The following is a 17,962-nucleotide window of genomic DNA, read 5'->3' as shown; positions in this document are numbered from 1 at the left end:
TGGCTGTGGTTCATCATATAATGCAACCCAGACGATCAACAGCCCCCATCGACAATGGATTTAGAGAATTACGCCATCCTTGAATATGGCAATCTCCCGGAATCCATGCTGCTCACTGAGTGTGTGTGACCGTCCTGAAGCAATGTCAATCAGCTGGCTGAACAGCTGCACTTTCACCTCATCCATCGTGCGCCCCTCCAACAGCTGGCCTGCGTTGAAATCAATCCAGTGTTTTTTGCGATTCGCCAGATCAGATTGGGTCGCAATCTTGACGGTAGGTACCGGACCTCCGAAGGGAGTCCCCCGCCCTGTTGTGAAGAGCACAATATGTGCACCCGCCGCAGACAGTGCCGTTACAGATACCAGGTCATTACCCGGTGCTTCTACAATGTTCAGACCGGTTTGAGTTACACGTTTGCCATAGCGCAGCACATCGACTACGGAAGAACGTCCTCCCTTTTGCGTACATCCAAGTGACTTTTCCTCTAGCGTTGTGATGCCACCAGCCTTATTCCCAGGTGAAGGATTCTCATAGATGTTCTGGCCATGGTTTACAAAATATTGCTTGAATCCGTTCACAAGGTCTACCAAATCGTGAAATACCTGTTCATTGGCAGCCCGGTTCATTAAGATCGTCTCCGCACCAAACATCTCCGGAACTTCCGTCAGAATAGCCGTACCCCCGGCAGCAACCAGCATATCAGCAACCGCACCGACCAGCGGATTGGCTGTAATGCCAGATAAACCATCGGAACCACCACACTTCAAACCAATTTTGAGTTTGCTGAGCGGAAGCGGCTGCCGTTGTTCATGTTCAGCGATCTCCACAAGTTCTTCCATCAGTCGAAGCCCTTCCTCAAGCTCGTCATCCGTTTCCTGTGCTTTGAGAAACCGTACTTTGCCTCGGTATTCCGGAGCAATACACTCACGGAATTCATCGACCTGATTGTTCTCACAGCCCAGACCGATGACGAGCACGCCTCCTGCATTCGGATGCTCCACCAAGGAGGCCAGCAACTGTTGTGTATACTTCAGATCATCACCAAGCTGTGAACACCCGAATGGATGCGGAAAGTGAAATACACCATCTACCCGGCTTCCAAACTGGGACTGACCCATACGTGCCAAAGCTTCACACACTTTATTGATACATCCAACCGTATTCACAATCCAGATCTCATTACGAATACCTGCGTCACCATTGGGGCGCAAATATCCATCAAATGAGCGCAGATGTTCCGGAGGCATGTCCGTCTGAACCTGCGCGCCCGGCTGATACTCATATTCAAGCAATCCGTGCAGACCCGTCTTCAGGTTATGACTATGAATCCAGCTTCCCTGCTCAATCTGCTCTTGGGCAATCCCGATGGAGAAACCATACTTCATCACATCATCACCCGGTGCCAGGGTATGCACAGCAATCTTATGCCCCTTCGGCACGTCATCGAGCAATGTAAAGGAAACACCGTCTGGCAATGTAATACATTCTCCTTTGGCATAATCCCGAAGCGCTATAATGACATCATCCTGTGGTTGAATGGCAATCCAGTCATTGATTGTACTTGTTGTGTTCATTTCCCTTCACCTTCCAATAATCCGATTTCACGAACAAGTGCTGCACGCAGCCCTTCTCTTGCATCCAGATTTTCTCCCCAGATCAGGGTATCTGACAACACAGCCGCTACCCGGTCATCCAATTGGTTCTGATCCCTGTTCAGCGTGTCATAACCGTCCCAGTGTGAAGCCAAAGCAATCAGGACATCCGGGTCATCCCGCAGCAGAATATCCTCCCCATTCAGTCGTTGTACCTTGTAACCTTCTGGCGTATTTACCGGACGATAGAGACACAATAATCCAGCAAACCCTTGAATTAAACGTTCTGGCCAACTTCCCTGATTTTGCTCGTAAGACAAAAGTGTTGGCAGCACACGCACCTTGAATTTTCCGATCGTATTCAAAGCAATATCTTGCAATTTGTGATTAATATACGGGTTAAGGAACCGTTCGAACACTTCTTCTGCATACTGGTCCAGCTGATGATCGGGCATATCCAGAGCAGGCACGATCTCCTGATGCACAGCTTCCCTGATCCATGTGCCAAAATGTGGATCTTCCATCGTTTCTCTCACATGCTGCTTGCCTTGCAGAATGCCGAGGGATGACATTAAGGTATGTGCCCCATTCAAAATACGAACCTTTCGTACCTGGAAAGGCTTCAGATCTTTCACCCAATGTACATTAAGACCTGCCTGCTTGAGAGGAAGTTTTTTGTCCAAGGATTCATCACCCTGAATGGCCCAGAAATGATATGGCTCTGCCGTATTAATCAACTGGTCCTCATACCCCCAACGATTTGTCAGGGAATCGGCTTCCTCCTGGGTCGGCGCACCTGTGACAATTCGGTCTACCAGATTGTTCAAGAAGTGATTATGGTTCTCGATCCATGAACGGAAGCCATCCGAATACCCATAATCCTCACTATGACGGAGGACACAACTGCGCAGCACATCACCATTGCCTTCAAGCAGCTCGCATGGCAGATGAATCAAACCTCTGGATGGATCACCATCAAATTTCAAATATCGCTGATGCAGGAAAACCGTTAATTTCCCCGGAAATGATTGGACCGGTTCACCCTCGATATAGTCCGCATACGTATATTTCAATCCTGATTCGGTTGTATTGGAAATAACGAACTCAAGTGAAGGCAGTTCCGCCAAGTTCAGAAAGGCATCCCATTCCTCATACGGATTGATACACTGTGAGAAAATAGAGATCAACTCTGTCCGCTCAACCGGCTTTCCTTGGGACAGACCACGCGTAATCATTGTATATAACCCATCCTGATCGCGAATCTGCTCCAGCTTGGCCTTGCCTCCCGGTCGTGGTTGGGTAACAGCTACACTTCCATGGAATTTGCCTTGTCTGGCACTCTCATGAAGCATCCAGTCTGCAAATCCCCGCAAGAAATTACCTTCTCCGATCTGCAAAACCTTCACGGGACGCTCCATAATCTCCTTGCACTTGCGCTGACCATCGCTCCCCAGTAAATTCAGCTTCAACCTTGGCCGTTTCGTGCTCGCCGACATGGACACTCACCTCATCGATTATTTGTACTGTCGGAATGCAGCTCAAAGGCTCTGCACCCTTTTATTGTAAACGCTTTAAATTCATTGTATCATCAATAAAAGGAAATTAAATTGCTTATATTGCGGTAAATATACTCTCTCATGACCAGGTATAACATCTCGTTGAAGACGATCGTCTGGAAAGGAGTCTTTATGGAACGTTCACCTGTTCGTACGACTATTCAAGCAGAATCCGGTATTCCGTTCCGCCTGGTGTACAGCGACACCAAATCCCCTCAGAACGAATTGCCAGATCACCTTCACGACTGGCATGAAATTATCTATGTATATCGGGGGCAGGGAAGCATCTTTATTGATACTGGACTTGAGAATATGCAAGAAGGAGATCTGTTCATTATACCGGGCAGCACGGTTCACCGAGCCTTGCCGGATGCAGGAAATCCTGTCACATCTTCCGCATTGTTCTTCAGCCCGGGCTTGCTGGCATCCACCGCCGGAGGTGCTGCTTCTTCTTTGCTAAGCCTGTTTGAACGTTGTCGTAAACAACGTGTGTATAAGAGGCATCTGAACACAAAGGAGCAATCACAGGTAGCCGCCCTCATTGATGATATTCAGACCGAAATCCAGCTCGGTCATCATCTAAGCGCACATGCGGCCCTGTTAAGGTTGCAACTGTTGCTCATTTTTCTGGAACGTCTGGAAGCTGCGGGACCTGCGAATCCGGGTAAATCCGCTCCGGGTCCCTCATGGCTCTCTTCTACGATCTCTCATATTGACGATAACCTTCGGAATGGCCTTTCCCTCCCTGAACTGGCGCAGTACGCCTCTGTATCCCCTGCCCATTTCAGTCGTGCCTTCAAACGATACACAGGTATGACTCTAACGGATTACGCATTAGCACGAAGGGTCATTATGGCGAAAGAGCATCTGGTGCAAAGTGATGAGACGATGGCAGCCGTTGCCGATGCTTGCGGGTTCGACAGCCTGCCTCATTTTTACCGTCAATTCAAAAAATTAACCGGTACAACGCCCGCAGCTTACCGCAGAACCATGAACAGTTCTCGTTAAAATAGAACCAGACTGGACGTAGGTTCCTGGGTCTAATCATATATATCCACATATTCTTCCATATGGAAGATGTGGTATGATAATCTGGATTATTACTTGTCGGAAACATTGCATTCCGTTGTCAGAGGAGCTTAGCATTCCATGTTAAACGAATTAAATCGCAGGAATATTGGCATCTTCGCTCATGTTGATGCGGGGAAAACAACCACCACCGAGCATATGTTATTTGAGAGTGGTGTCGTCCGTAGTCCGGGACGTGTAGATGACGGAACAACAGCCACAGACTCCCTGGACATTGAGAAAGAACGTGGCATATCCGTTCAGGCAGCCATGACCTCTCTGATCTGGAAGAACACCATCATTGACCTCATTGATACGCCTGGTCACATCGATTTCAGCTCCGAAGTAGAGCGAACGCTACGGGTAATGGATGGCGCTATTCTCATTCTGTCGGCAGTAGAAGGCATTCAGTCCCAGAGTGAAGCCATCTGGCATGCCCTTCGTTCACTTCGCATCCCAACCATCATTTATATTAATAAAATGGATCGGGTTGGCGCATCTGCCCCAGCGGTAATGGAGCAGATTCGTTCCAGCCTGTCCCCTTTCGCATGCGAAATCCAAACGTATCGGCTCCAGGAAGATTCATTTCATGGCATCGACTCCCTATGGAACCCGAATCAAGATTCTCTGTCAGATGGCACACCTTCCATTCCAGGTCTGGTCGAGATCCTTGCCGAGCTGGACGAAGAGGTCATGGAAGCCTACATCCAGGAGACTCCGTTATCGCAAAGGGATCTGAATGAAGCATTCCTGCGGTATGTGCATCAGGGTGAGATGTTCCCTGTGTGTTATGGCGCTTCCGGCAAAGGAATTGGTGTCACGGCATTGCTGGACATGGTCCTTGCATTCCTGCCCCCACCTGCACAACCAGTGGATTCTCCCGTATCGGGTGTTGTATTCAAGATTGAACGTAACCGTACGATGGGTCGCACGGCTTACGTCCGTATGTATGCTGGCAGCTTACACAATCGGGATACCATCCATAATTCGACGCGGGAGCTTGAAGAGAAAGTGACGCAGATTCGCCGCATGGATGGACGGAAATGGGCGGATACCGGTGCCGTTCACGCGGGGCAGATTGCTGCGCTGTACGGACTGAGTGACACACATGTGGGTGACATTATCGGCAATCCTGAGGGTGTACCTCCTCTGCCACAGATGGCTGTACCTTTGCTGACCGTACAAGTACATGGCAAGGACCCGGCACGTTACCCCGATCTTGTTGCAGCATTGCAAGAGTTGACGGATGAAGACCCCTTACTCGACCTGCAATGGTTGCCGGAGGAACGTGAACTGCATCTCAAGGTCATGGGAACCATTCAGCTTGAGATTTTATCCAGCCTGTTGCTAAGTCGTTTCGGATTGGATGTCGTGTTTGATCCACCATCCGTCATCTATAAGGAGACACCACGTACAGCCGGAGAAGGTTACATCGCCTATACGATGCCTAAGCCCTGCTGGGCCATCCTCCGCTTCAAGATTGAACCTTTGCCTCGCGGAAGCGGTCTGATCTATGCCTCAACCGTAAGGACAGATGATCTGCTGTTACGTTATCAGAATGAAGTTGAACGACGAATTCCGGAAGCCTTGTCTCAAGGTATGCTCGGTTGGGAAGTAACCGATCTGCGCATCACGCTGGTGGAAGGGGAACATCATGTCTGGCATACACATCCGCTGGATTTTGTTGTAGCCACGCCTATGGGAATCATGGATGGATTGTCGAGAACAGGTACCACGTTGCTGGAACCCCTTCTTCAGTTCCGGCTGACGGTCCCGGAGGAATACGGCGGTAAGGCCCTTAGCGATCTGGTACATATGCGGGCAACCTTCGAAGCCCCCGTCATTGGTAGTGGACGTTGTATTATTGAAGGAGTTATGCCTCTTGCCACCTCAATGGATTATCCGGTGAAACTGCGTTCCGAGACAAGCGGCCGCGGGGTGCTTACGACTTCGTTTGCCGGATACCAGGATTGTCCTGCGGATGTGAATCATGCTCGCAAACGCAGAGGAGTTAACCCGCTGGATCAGTCGAAGTATATTTTAAGTGTACGAAACGCGATTACATCATAAATGGAGTTGAACCTGTGCTTATTAAATTTCTTATCTTTGGACTTCTATGGCGGATTGTAGGTAATCCGTTCATTGCCATCCTCATTTTACTCGTTATACTGTATTTCCTGGATCGTCGTTACGTTGGGGTGTTCCCAAGCTTCACGAAACCTCTCAAGCGAATGCGTAACATCTCCCGGCTTCGGCAACAACTTGCGATGAGTTCTAATGAAGTTTCTTCCAAGCTTGAACTGGCTCGCCTGTTAATTGAGCGCAAGCGTTACAGTGAGGCACATGCCTTATTGCTTGAACTGGAGCGCCCATACGAACAATCGGCTGAGTACTGGGAGGCACTAGGGACGACTGAGCTTCACCTGGGTAACATCGAAAAAGGAGAACGTCATATATTACAAGCTCTCGAGATCAATCCCAGAGTCAAGTATGGACGCCCGTACCTAACCCTTGCTGGAGCGTTCAAAGATACGCATGAGGACAAAGCGCTGGATTATGTGCATCAGTTTCAGGAGATTCATTCCTCTTCCAGTGAAGCTTATTATCTGCTCGGCTCGGTTCACCGTTCCCTCGGACGCAACGCAGACGCGAAGCAGGCATACGAGCAATCGTTGAACGTTTATCGTTCGTTACCCAAATACAAAAAACGTCAGGAGCGCCGCTGGGCTGTCCGCAGTTGGTTCCGCAAACGTGGATTGTAATGTCATTCGCTATACGCTGTAATCTTCATACATCACTTTTCTAACCAATAAAAGTGCACTGATCTCTGCCCTCGTATGAGCAGAAACAGTGCACTTTATTCTTAACAACGATATTTAATACACCAATATCTCATGCAGTCGTTCTTCATGAAGACGCATCCAGTCAATCCGCTGTTTGAGTTTCACAATCTGCTCCACAGCCACTTCCGGCTCATCTGTACCCTCAAACATCCGACTGATGAAATGCATGACCACATCCAGACTACGCAGCAAAATCAATCGAGGTATGGCCAGCAACTCTTCCGGTTTCAGGCTGACCTGTTCACGAAATCCCATGATCAGTCCCTCCTGTGCCTGCCACATCCAATCTTCACTCTTGTCCATGGTAAGGAGGTCAGACATCGGAACAGCCAGCTCCATTACCCGCAAATCCCATGTCGCAAATTCAAAATCCAAAATGGCACAGATTTCACCATCCTGCTGATCTACCAATACATTCGAGGCATTCACGTCCCCATGAACCAATTGATGCGGCAACTGTTCCATACCACGCAGAGCTTCAAAAAGATCTGGCAGCTCATCTCTCAACTGCTTCACTTCATTCGCACATGCGGCCAATTGCTCCGGCGGCGATGTGCATAGCTGTAATAATCGTTCTGGTGAACAGAGCGGATACGCATCCTGAATTCGATAGTATGGTGGATACACAGGTTCAAGTAGTATATCCAACGTAGCCATAACAGAAGACAGCGCCCCCGCCGCTTTACCGAGCCCTAGCAATTGATCTGGTGTATGCCAGATGGGATTGATGCCTTCCCTATAATGAAACAGAGTCACGATTTTGGTATGACCTGTGAGGGTATCTTTTACAGGAAGGAATGTACCTCCCTCACCAGATAACCGCCTTACAGGTGAAGGTGTATCAAGCTTAAAGTTCGAACGTTGGAGGGCTGCCAGCACCTCGTGTTCAAAGGCGATTTTCATCGGATCATTATGTGTTTCATATTGTCTCATGACGTAATTAGTCCCGTCTACATGGAGCATGTAAGTAGAATTATTCATCCCACCCTTTCCACGCTCGCCTTTCCAATCCGATGTAAAGCCATATAAGGTCAACACTTCGGATATACGCTGCTGCTCTGAAGGATGGAGGGAACCGGAATCGATGTTTTGCACCAAAAATTAACCCCTTTATCTCACAAAATGGAACTGTCTTCTATTTATCTTAAAGGAAGTCCATCGCTCGGTCTAGTTCTGTTCCAAAGTGATCAAGAGAACGGGTAATATCCCGTCCGATTAAGCTGCTCTGCAATGACACGATACCCTCTTGCATTGGGATGCACTCTGTCCCAGAACAACAGTTCACGTTCACGACCTTCAAACCTGTCATACACCTGAGCACACGCATAGTTGCCTGATCCCACACCATTCAAAAACGAATTATATTGGCGCACCCAGTACGCAGCTTCCGTCGCTTGTGGATACGGGTTGTACAATCCGATGGATCGGACCATATACTCATGGTTGCCCTTTAACTGCCGAATGTGCCGCATGATCTGGGATACATTACTGCGGGTTTCTCCGAGCACCTGTGTCATTTTGCTGGCATTTGGAATGCCATTACTTGCTTTAAACGTACGAATCAGATCATTCCCGCCAATGGATATGGTAATGATATCCGCTTCACGGAGCGATTGCCGTACACGGGGATGCGAAGAGATCATCTGTAACATTTCTCCCGACGTCAGTCCATTCACGCCCATATTTTCCATGGATACAAACGTACGAACATTCATTTCCGCCATTCGCCGATATAAAGGAACAAAGCCGGTGCCCAGCAACGCTCCTGTACCTACCGTTAATGAATCGCCTATAGCCACATATCGATATACCATCCCGTCGCCCCTCTCTGCTGTGATGTCTCTGAACAATAATGAACTGCTCTATATCTTATGATGAGTGGGACGACAAAGCGCGGGACGGTGTCCTTAGGCATGCACCTTTCTTTTGCACAAGTTGCAGCTTTCCTGTAGAGGCAAAAAATAAAAAAGCCCTGCCGCATAACGCGGCAGAGCCAGATTCATTGCAATGCATTACATGCCTATGGTCCGATCCGAATCAACGGAATCTGATTGTTCCTTGTTCGGGAACGGCCACCAGTTGGCCCGGCCAAACATCTTCACCATCACTGGGACGAAGAATGGCAGGAACAGCAGAGAGTACAAGATCAATCCGCTAAGGACTACTGTGGCAATCTGCATCATCGAGAGAACACCGGATGGATACATGGCAGCAAATGTACCGCTCAGAATGACCGCGGCAGATAGAATAACGGTTCCCATGTTTTTCATCGCGTACAACATGGCATCCTGTACTTTCATGCCTTTGTTCTCATTGAAACGGTCCATCAGGAAGATGCTATAATCCACACCTAATGCAATCAGCATAACAAATCCGAAGAACGGAGTAACCCAGCTGATGCCTGCGAACCCGAGGATATTAACAAAGATCACTTCGGTTAACGCCATCGATGTGAAATAAGCCAGTAATAAGGAAACGATCAGATACAATGGCATAATGACCGAGCGAAGCAGCACAACCAGAATAATAAATGTGCCTGCCAGCATCAACATTACAGTACGTGTATAGTCGTTATTCGAGATCTCCTGTAGATCTGCAAACGTACTGGTAACGCCACCTATGGCGATGTCTGCTTTTTCAAGCGTACTGCCCTGTACCGCGCGATGTACTGCTGCCTCAATGTCAGGAACACGATCAATGGCTTCTGTTCCATATGGATTTTCGGCGAAAATAACATCAATCGTCATCGTTTTCCGATCTTCAGACAGATACGTATCAAATACCTGTGTGAAGTCTTTGCTGTTCAGTGCTTCATCAGGAACGTACCAGCCTGCCAGATCGGAATCTGGTGAATTTTGCAGTTGTGTCAGATAATCCTGCGCTGAATCCAGTCCCCCGGATACCTGTTTAATACCATCGACACTCTGGTTCAGTCCATCTGTCAGTTGTGTTAGCTGACCACTCAGATCCGAGAAACCTTGCTGAATTTTCTCCTGACCACCCTGAAGCTGGCCAAGTCCATCCTGGATGGAAGGAATTTCGCTAATCACTTTGCCTTGACCATCTGCAGCCTGTTTGAGACCGGATTGCAACTGACTGATTCCCGTTACAATCTGGCCCAGGCCATCGGCAAGCGCCTTTTGTCCGGCTGCGGCGGAGGCAAACCCTTCATTGGCCTGATTAATTCCAGCAGCGGCTTCCCCAAGTTTGGTCTTAATCTGACCCAGACCTTGAGCAAGCTGCGCTGTGCCAGAACCTGTTTCACCAATCGTACCTTTGATACGCTGGTAATCAGCATCTTGCTGCAATTCAGGATAACGCTCTTCAAGTGCTGTGAAGGATTCGGACAGACTGGTTAGAGCTGATGAAACCCCGTTCAGCTGTTGTTCCAGTTCGCGGGTTCCATCCCCCAGTGCAGCGACTCCTGCTCCCGCCTGACGATAGGCTTCAAGCAACTGATTGTTCGCCTGTGCAAGTTGATCTGCACTTGTTTTGGCTTGCTGGAGCCCTGCTTTCAGATCCCCTGCACCTGCCGAACCATCTCGAATGCCTTTTTCAATCTGCCCAAGTCCCTGACTGAGTTGCGTGATACCCGATTGCAACTGGGAGGTTCCTTTGGTGAGTTCACCTGCTCCATCAGCAGCTTCTTTTAACTGTGGTTCATTTTTACTTAGCTGACTGCTGGCCTCACTCAGACCATCACGGATTTTGTCCAGACCCGTCTTGCCTTCACCCAGTCCATCCGATAATGTTCCCACTTGCTGTGTAACTTCAAAATCTTTAATCTCATCCCCCGTAGGTCGTGTCATACTGCGGACACCAGCGACTCCGGCTACTTTCTCTACTTCCCGGCTAATTTTCTCGGCAACAGCCATATACTTCGCATTATCCATCGCTTCATCGTTCTGAATAACGATCTGACCTGGCAGCGATTCACCCGGACCAAAGCTGTCAGAGATAATGTTAAATGCTTTTACGGAATCATATTTCTCACCAATCTCATCGAGACTGTTGAACGACAGTTTGCCATCGTAGGTTGCCAGAAGAGGCACACAGACAGCTGCAACGATGAGCAGCGCAGCCCATGGACGTTTAAGTGAAAAGCGACCAGCTGCACCATAGATCTTGCTCTCGGCATGTTCAAGTGAACCCTTCGACGGCCAGAATAACTTCTTGCCCAGCACCGCCATGAAGAATGGCACGATGGTCACCAAGGCAAGCATCATCACAGCAATACCTACAGCTACGGCAACCGCAGAACGGTACAACATAAACTGGGCAAAGCCAATCGCAATGAATCCAACCAGCACAGCTAGTGCTGAGAAGAGTACCGTTTTACCGGCAGTACGATAGGTAGCAATGATGGCATCCCACGTATTCTCATGATGAGCCAGTTCTTCCTTGAACCGACTGATCAGCAGGATGCAGTAATCCGTACCAATCCCGAACATGACGGCGACCATAAAGATCTGTGTAAATGTGGATATCGGGAAGTCGAGCCCATCCACCAGGAATGCAACAATCTGTTGCGATACAATGTAACTGATCCCTACCGTCAGCAGCGGGACAAACGGAGCTACAAACGAACGGAAGACCAGGAACAGAATGAGTAAAATAAAGACAACTGTAATATATTCCGATTTCTTAAGTCCCTCTTGGGAACTTTCAATGGTGTCCTCATCAATCAGACCTTTACCGGTTATGTAGTGCTCCACATTGACGGACTTCAATGCTTCATTCAGGTCTTCCCGCATTTCCTTGACCGTACGATCTCCCTGATCAATGGATAGCGATGTTAGAATCGTTTTGCCATCAGCTGAGATCATCTTCTCTGACAATTCAGGCTGAGAGAAAGGTTCCAGAATGGACAGAATGCCCAACTTCTCCTTGTCGGCCTCCAAGTTTTTAACGGCCTTCTCTGCCTCTTGTTTCCCCGTGGTACCCAGCCCATCGGGATTATAGAATACAAGGGCGATCTGGCTGCCTTGCTGCTCTCCCTTTTGTGCTGCAGCTTCATTCAGAATCGCCGCTGCCTGGGTGGAAGAGTACCCTTCCGGAACCGAAAACTGTCCCTTTTCCCGAATCAGTTCACTCATGTTAGGGGCGGTAAACATCAGCACGGCAGCTACAACAACCCATAGCCCCATTAACCACCATCTTGCTTTTAGTATCGTTCTCATTCGTTCTCCTGTCCTCCTTCATGCGTTAGCAAAGCTGCAAGCTTCTCAAAAGATTCAATGAAAATCCGAACCTCTTCCGGTTTAAAATGAACCAGATACGGCTCCAGAATCTGCTGTATTTCCTGTTCTGTTTCCCTGTATACCTGTCGTCCGGTATCCGTCAGTGTCAGATATACAACGCGGCGGTCGCGTTCATCCCCGGCCCGATGGACCAAATCGCGATCCACCAGCTTATTGACCAAAGCAGTAATGCTGCTCTTGCCTATGCACAGAAGCTCTGCCAGATCAGAGGGTGTGCAGAAAGGTTTCTCTTCAATCAGACGAAGTGCGCAGAACTGATCGGTCGTTATGGTCTGCCCCACTTGTTCGCGTATCCGCGTATCAAACCGCTTATTGACCATAAAGGAAGCATCCAAATAGCGGTTCACCAAACTTTTTGCATCCGGTGTAGTCATTCTTCATTCTCCTTTCCCGAATCTATATAGTTCACTTAACGAACTATTCTTCTGTGAAACTATTCTATAATGAAACAATCTCACAAAGCAATACTTTTTTCCTGCTTTTTTGATGAAAACGACAAAAAAACAGGACGTCCGACTCAGCTCATTGCCAAATCCAACATCCTGTAATGATTATAATCCATATATTCCTAAAGTAATAAAAGGCCTCTGTGCTACTCTTCGTCTGTATCTTCCTCTTTTTCGAGCACACAACGGAATCGCTCCACACCTGGGTATAATTCACCCAGACTATATACCACAAACCCCGTATTCCGATAAAACTCGACGGCTTCCAGCTCGGTCTCCGCAATCAGTCTATCTGGATTGTATGTTGCCAACAGCTGTGAGATCATACCACGTCCATAATTTTTAAAGCGGTTTTCAGGTAAAACCGAGATATGATGAATGGTAACCTCACTTGTTCCTGTTTTCTCATATCCAATCAGACCGATCAATTGTCCCTCATCTTCGTAACCGGCCATTTGCAGTTCGTCTCTCTCTACATATTGTTGCAACGCACGGTTCAAGTGATCCGGATCAGGAAAGACCGAGTAGGACAACAGCTCCTGTACTTCCGGTTCCTGTATGCGTGATTTCAGATTAATTAACACCTTGATTCCTCCTATACCTTGCTTGTTTCCGTTATCGTATTGTAGTCGTTAGCCTCTAAAAGTTCAAGTCGTGTGCCGATTCAGCTCCGATTGAAGCACAGTTGAGATGTTATCCGATACGTTGATCTGCGCCAAATGATAGGCATCCAGCAGCGCACCCCCAACTGCCAGCAAGTTACTGGTTATGTATTGAATTCTTTTCCCTTCGGGCCTATAGGCAGCATCCAGTCCTTTCTGAACAGCCTCCACCATATATGGTGAACGCAGACAGCTTCCGGTAAGCGTCATGGACACTGTGGGCTGATCGAAACAGGATGCCAGCATGAGGATTCCCACAACAGCCGTATCGGCAGCCGAGTCGCACACCCTAACTGCGAGGGGAATATTGCGAGTAGCAGCTTCAGTCACCATAGACGCCATCTGACCAAATTTTCGGTTGGTCGCCTGTTTATTTTCGGCAAAACCGGCTATCCCCAGCGCAGCGAGCTCTCGAATTGAGGCAACATTCCAATACGTTAAAACCTGCTCAACCCATTCTTGATCCTGCAACTCATAACGTCCAGCCAGTATGGAATGAACCGTGTCGTAAGCCAGAAAACGTGCTGCTGTCGGCGCATAATGACCGAACTGATCATTGCGGAGCCAAGCTCCCTGTTCGGTTCTGCCAAGGATCAGAGATCCTGTTCCTCCAATAGCGACAATACCTGGCTCACCGTCGAAGGCCGCTGTATGTGCGATGTGCGTATCGTTTACCGCACTGATCCTGCCTGTAATCCCCGTACGAGCGAGTAATGCCTCCGCCCAAACTGTATCTTCAGGTCGATTCAGACCTGCCATTCCGGCCTGAATGGCAGCGATCTGATCTGATTGGAGTCCAGCCTGAGTTATGGCTTCAGCGATACCCTCCAGCACATTTTGCTCAGCATTGGTATCGTGATAACGGTTGCAACCATTCTTTTGCACATAGGATACAATCTTCCCGTTCTGATCTGCGACAGCCACACGCGTGTGGCTCCCTCCTCCATCGATCCCTATTACATATGTATTCATCCTTAACGATCTCCCTTCAAACCACACATTAAGAGTGCCGGGTCCATGGTCAGGTCCCGGCAGAGAATTCATTGCTTTTGTACAGCAAAACGAAGCAGTTCACAACGAAATTGTGTCGGTTCATCATACTTTTCCTCTTCAATCGTCTGTGTAACATGTTCCTGAAGCAGAATATTCCATCCTTTGTAGACATCCTCCAGCAATGCGATCGCTTCAACTGTCGACAAGTTCAGTTCAATTAATGGTTCAATCTCCTTGCCTGTATTGATTTCTTTTTCCTCCACATTGGTACTCATGGTAATACAATGAATACCACCTGTGCGAGTTCCGGCCTGTAACCGGTCTATCGCTTCCATGAAGGCTTGCTTATTGGAGACATGCTCCAGACAAGAACAAGCAGCGATATAATCAAAATAGTTTGGTTCCACAGCATAATGTTCAACATCTGCTTTCACTGCCTGCACGATATGATCAACCTGATATTCTTTCGCATACTTGCGAAGTCCGTCTACTGCCTCATCCAGCAAATCCACACCGATGACTTCACTGTTCGTTTTAGCAAGACGCTGTGCAATCGGTATCGTATGCCTCCCCACTCCGCATCCCAGATCGAGGACACGCAATTCCTCCTTGTGAGCAAGTAGACGTTCCAGCATATCCATCACCATAGGCATGGGCCTCGACATCCAGGTACCGGAGGCGAATAATTCATTATTCTGATAGAAGTTGGAATGATAACCTGCCTCTGCTTTTCGCGCAGTCTCAAATTGTTCGTTTCCCATCAAGATACCCCCATCGTTTAGAAAATGATTTGCATCTTCTACTTAATACCCAGATTGTCACAAAAAAATCAATTAAAAGCAGGCGACAGATTTTTCTTCATAAAGGATTCCAGTGCCGCCTCATATCCAGTGCGATCGACTTGAAACGCTGTGCCATGGCCCGCACGGGGGACGGTCAGCAATTCCTTTTCGGTTGGGCAAGCTTCATACAACCTGTACACCATTTCCGTTGGTACAAACGTATCAGCCTCACCGTGGATGAATAACACGGGAACGTTAACTTTGGCAAGCTGCTTGAGAGCCGAAGCCTCTCTAAAGGAATACCCTGCTTTCCATCGGGAGATTAGACTTGTGACAGGTATAAACGGAAATGCAGGAAGCTTGTATAATTGCTTTAACTGGAACGTCAGTTCTTCTTCTACGGATGTATACGCACAATCAGAGATAATCGCTTTAACCTGAGTCGGCAGGGCTTCACCACCTGTCATCAGTACGGTTGCTCCTCCCATGGATATGCCGTGCAATAGGATTTCCCCTTGTGTACCCACTTTTTCAAGCACCCAGTTGGTCCACTTGACATAATCCTTCCGATCTAACCAACCAAAACCGATGATATCACCTTCGCTCCGGCCATGACCCCGATCATCTGGCATGAGTACGTTATAACCGTGCTTTTCCGCATAAAACCGGGCAAACCCAGCCATTTCTCTGCCTCTCCCCGAATAACCATGTGCCAGAATAACCGTCTGATCCGACCCTTTATTGGAACCGAGCCATGTACCATACAGTTTTAATCCATCATGTGATTGAAGAGATATCTCTTCTGTAGGCTGAGCATCCAGCCACTTCAGGTCAGAAGCACTGCTAATGATTTCATTGTCCGGTTCAGGCATCAGATTCGGATTATCCACCAAAAATGTTTTTGGCGTACGGCGAATGGCCGTTTTGAAAAAATAAAGCCCACCTGTCCACAGAAGAGCAAGAACGATCAGTACCAGTGCTGCAAGTACGTAGAATAACATGAACGAGTCCTACCCTCTTTCCTCATTAAGATATGTTCAATCTTTACTTATTTGTTGCAGTGATGCACATGCTGCTTGATAGGCGGGTAACAAAGCATCCAGCAAAGGTTCTGCTTTCCGTGATTGACCTTCCTTCGCGAACTGCTCTACCCGGGCAAACAAAGTTGATAAATAACGAATCCCCAGACTCAGACTCCCTGATTTCAAATCATGGGCTACCTCGGTTGCAGCAACATGGTCGCCCGACACAATATGTCTACGCAGCACCTCAATCTTTCCGGGTGTTTCGGTACGATACATGTCCAACAATATACCGAGGAGTGTACGATCGCCATCGGTGTTTAATTCCGCAATCTCATGTACGATGCTCATATTTAGTACCTCGGTTGGTTCGGAGGATTGCTGCCACTTCTGGATCATCTTACTCAGAATTTCCAGCGTGAAGGGTTTGCCAATAAAGTCATTCATCCCGACTTCCATACACTTGTCTTTCTCTTCCTGCATCACATTACCTGTCATTGCAATAATGGGTGTGGTATGGCGCATTTCATCCATTTCTATAGAGCGAATTTTGCGTGTTGCCTCCAAACCGTCCATTAATGGCATCATATAGTCCATGAGAATCAAACTGTATTTTTTGCTGAGAAAAGCAGCTATTGCCTCTTCCCCATTCACTACAGCGTCCACTTGGGTTATTCCCAGTTTTTTGAGCTGCAATATAACAAGCTGCCGGTTGATGACATTATCATCGGCCAGCAATACAGATACAGAAGGAGCTTCATCATCCATATTCTGCCCCTGATGCTCTTGAGTGGAAGCAACGGACGGGTTAGTGGACTGGTTACCGTCTTTCTTACCAAGTGTAAGTTCGAACCAAAATGTTGATCCTTCACCCTCCTGACTGTCTACTCCAATCTGACCTTCCATCAGTGTAACGAGCGACCTGCAGATCGATAATCCAAGGCCCGTTCCTCCATATTCACTTGAGCGTCCTCGTTCAGTCTGCATGTAGGGTTGAAATAACTGGTTCTGATCTTCTTCCGAGATACCAATCCCCGTATCTTCGACTTCAAAGCGAATCATTTGTGTAATCTCATCATCTTTCATAAGGGTGACTCTTATCCGCACCGTACCTTCTGATGTGAATTTGTTCGCATTCTGAATTAGATTGATCAGTATCTGTGTGATTCTCGTTGAATCCCCTACAAGAAGAGTAGAGATTCTGGGGTCACAGTCTATCGATAACTGATTTCCGTTCTTTCTGACTTGGGGTTCGAGCAAACGAATAATATAGTTTATCGTCTCTTGCAGATCCACTTCTCCCAGTTCAAGTCGCATCTGACCCGCCTCAAGTTTGGACAGATCCAGAAGATCCTGAATTAGCTTAAGCAGCAGTTTGGCAGCATCCTGTATAACGGAAACGGAATTCTCCTGTTCTTCAGACAAGGGGGACAACTTAAGCATCTCAGCCATCCCCAATATTCCATTTAATGGCGTGCGAAAATCATGACTGATGCCTGCAATAAATGCGTTTTTTGAATCACCCGCATCTACTGCTTGCTGACGTGCAGCTTCAAGACTTTTATTGTTCTTCGCAAGCAGACGCTGGAGTGTCACCAGTTCATTATTCATATCCGAGAATTCCGAGAGTGTCCGTTCCTCTTGCTCTTTACTCCTGATCATCTGATCCGATAACTGCTCAATCGTTCTGCGTAGCCTCTGTATCTCTCCGCTCTCATTAGACATCACATCATCCC

14 protein-coding genes are annotated in these 17,962 nt (G+C 47.9%); 3 read left to right on the top strand and 11 right to left on the bottom strand.

Annotated features, from left to right (window positions below):
• Positions 1 to 60 precede the first annotated feature (60 nt).
• A complete protein-coding gene (locus tag NST33_RS10600) occupies positions 61 to 1,575 on the bottom strand; it encodes an altronate dehydratase family protein (protein ID WP_339183985.1) in 1,515 nt (504 codons plus the stop codon).
• A complete protein-coding gene (locus NST33_RS10595; protein WP_339307872.1) occupies positions 1,572 to 3,089 on the bottom strand; it encodes a tagaturonate reductase in 1,518 nt (505 codons plus the stop codon). Before NST33_RS10595 ends, NST33_RS10600 begins: the two co-directional genes overlap by 4 nt.
• Before the next feature lie 141 nt (positions 3,090 to 3,230).
• Between NST33_RS10595 and NST33_RS10590 the strand changes: the two genes are divergently transcribed.
• The 3 genes from NST33_RS10590 (at position 3,231) to NST33_RS10580 (ending at position 6,979) form a co-directional block, all read left to right on the top strand.
• Positions 3,231 to 4,157, top strand: coding sequence for an AraC family transcriptional regulator (locus NST33_RS10590; RefSeq protein WP_339307870.1), 927 nt, complete (start codon positions 3,231 to 3,233; stop codon positions 4,155 to 4,157).
• A gap of 141 nt (positions 4,158 to 4,298) precedes the next feature.
• Positions 4,299 to 6,287 carry a translation factor GTPase family protein gene (locus NST33_RS10585; RefSeq protein ID WP_339307868.1) on the top strand — a complete coding sequence of 663 codons (1,989 nt, stop codon included), beginning with the start codon at positions 4,299 to 4,301 and terminating at the stop codon, positions 6,285 to 6,287.
• A 14-nt stretch (positions 6,288 to 6,301) separates the two neighbouring features.
• Positions 6,302 to 6,979 (top strand): tetratricopeptide repeat protein, encoded by a 678-nt coding sequence (locus tag NST33_RS10580; protein ID WP_221824240.1) that lies wholly within the window; start codon positions 6,302 to 6,304, stop codon positions 6,977 to 6,979.
• 114 nt (positions 6,980 to 7,093) lie between these two features.
• On the opposite strand, the gene NST33_RS10575 is transcribed toward NST33_RS10580, so the two are convergent.
• The 9 genes from NST33_RS10575 to NST33_RS10535 form a co-directional block, all read right to left on the bottom strand.
• Positions 7,094 to 8,155, bottom strand: coding sequence for a phosphotransferase (locus NST33_RS10575; RefSeq protein WP_221824242.1), 1,062 nt, complete (start codon positions 8,153 to 8,155; stop codon positions 7,094 to 7,096).
• Between the two features lie 92 nt (positions 8,156 to 8,247).
• Positions 8,248 to 8,874, bottom strand: a complete 627-nt coding sequence (locus tag NST33_RS10570; RefSeq protein ID WP_221824244.1) for a GDSL-type esterase/lipase family protein — start codon at positions 8,872 to 8,874, stop codon at positions 8,248 to 8,250.
• A 198-nt stretch (positions 8,875 to 9,072) separates the two neighbouring features.
• Complete coding sequence (locus tag NST33_RS10565; RefSeq protein WP_339307865.1) at positions 9,073 to 12,240, bottom strand: MMPL family transporter; 3,168 nt, start codon at positions 12,238 to 12,240, stop codon at positions 9,073 to 9,075.
• Complete coding sequence (locus tag NST33_RS10560; protein ID WP_221824248.1) at positions 12,237 to 12,695, bottom strand: MarR family transcriptional regulator; 459 nt, start codon at positions 12,693 to 12,695, stop codon at positions 12,237 to 12,239. Before NST33_RS10560 ends, NST33_RS10565 begins: the two co-directional genes overlap by 4 nt.
• A gap of 218 nt (positions 12,696 to 12,913) precedes the next feature.
• Positions 12,914 to 13,351: a GNAT family N-acetyltransferase gene (locus NST33_RS10555; RefSeq protein WP_339307863.1), complete on the bottom strand. Its 438-nt coding sequence runs from the start codon at positions 13,349 to 13,351 to the stop codon at positions 12,914 to 12,916.
• A gap of 63 nt (positions 13,352 to 13,414) precedes the next feature.
• Positions 13,415 to 14,401: a BadF/BadG/BcrA/BcrD ATPase family protein gene (locus NST33_RS10550; protein ID WP_339307861.1), complete on the bottom strand. Its 987-nt coding sequence runs from the start codon at positions 14,399 to 14,401 to the stop codon at positions 13,415 to 13,417.
• A gap of 68 nt (positions 14,402 to 14,469) precedes the next feature.
• Positions 14,470 to 15,183: a class I SAM-dependent methyltransferase gene (locus NST33_RS10545; protein WP_339307859.1), complete on the bottom strand. Its 714-nt coding sequence runs from the start codon at positions 15,181 to 15,183 to the stop codon at positions 14,470 to 14,472.
• Positions 15,184 to 15,251: 68 nt separating this feature from the next.
• The gene (locus tag NST33_RS10540; protein ID WP_339307857.1) at positions 15,252 to 16,205 is read right to left on the bottom strand and encodes an alpha/beta hydrolase; all 954 of its coding nucleotides are present in this window, start codon (positions 16,203 to 16,205) and stop codon (positions 15,252 to 15,254) included.
• Between the two features lie 36 nt (positions 16,206 to 16,241).
• Positions 16,242 to 17,951, bottom strand: a complete 1,710-nt coding sequence (locus NST33_RS10535; RefSeq protein ID WP_339308667.1) for an ATP-binding protein — start codon at positions 17,949 to 17,951, stop codon at positions 16,242 to 16,244.
• Positions 17,952 to 17,962: the final 11 nt, after the last annotated feature.

Source organism: Paenibacillus sp. FSL L8-0435, from assembly GCF_037965655.1.
GTDB lineage: Bacteria > Bacillota > Bacilli > Paenibacillales > Paenibacillaceae > Paenibacillus.
Note: the sequence above shows the minus strand (reverse complement) of the source record. Positions and strands in the feature narration are given on the sequence as shown.

What these genes read in the sequence shown, in the direction of transcription:
- NST33_RS10600 (WP_339183985.1), bottom strand. Translation starts at nt 1,575, where the DNA reads ATGAACACAACAAGTACAATCAATGACTGGATTGCCATTCAACCACAG.
- NST33_RS10595 (WP_339307872.1), bottom strand. Translation starts at nt 3,089, where the DNA reads ATGTCGGCGAGCACGAAACGGCCAAGGTTGAAGCTGAATTTACTGGGG.
- NST33_RS10590 (WP_339307870.1), top strand. Translation starts at nt 3,231, where the DNA reads ATGACCAGGTATAACATCTCGTTGAAGACGATCGTCTGGAAAGGAGTC.
- NST33_RS10585 (WP_339307868.1), top strand. Translation starts at nt 4,299, where the DNA reads ATGTTAAACGAATTAAATCGCAGGAATATTGGCATCTTCGCTCATGTT.
- NST33_RS10570 (WP_221824244.1), bottom strand. Translation starts at nt 8,874, where the DNA reads ATGGTATATCGATATGTGGCTATAGGCGATTCATTAACGGTAGGTACA.
- NST33_RS10565 (WP_339307865.1), bottom strand. Translation starts at nt 12,240, where the DNA reads ATGAGAACGATACTAAAAGCAAGATGGTGGTTAATGGGGCTATGGGTT.
- NST33_RS10560 (WP_221824248.1), bottom strand. Translation starts at nt 12,695, where the DNA reads ATGACTACACCGGATGCAAAAAGTTTGGTGAACCGCTATTTGGATGCT.
- NST33_RS10550 (WP_339307861.1), bottom strand. Translation starts at nt 14,401, where the DNA reads ATGAATACATATGTAATAGGGATCGATGGAGGAGGGAGCCACACGCGT.
- NST33_RS10545 (WP_339307859.1), bottom strand. Translation starts at nt 15,183, where the DNA reads ATGGGAAACGAACAATTTGAGACTGCGCGAAAAGCAGAGGCAGGTTAT.
- NST33_RS10540 (WP_339307857.1), bottom strand. Translation starts at nt 16,205, where the DNA reads ATGTTATTCTACGTACTTGCAGCACTGGTACTGATCGTTCTTGCTCTT.
- NST33_RS10535 (WP_339308667.1), bottom strand. Translation starts at nt 17,951, where the DNA reads ATGTCTAATGAGAGCGGAGAGATACAGAGGCTACGCAGAACGATTGAG.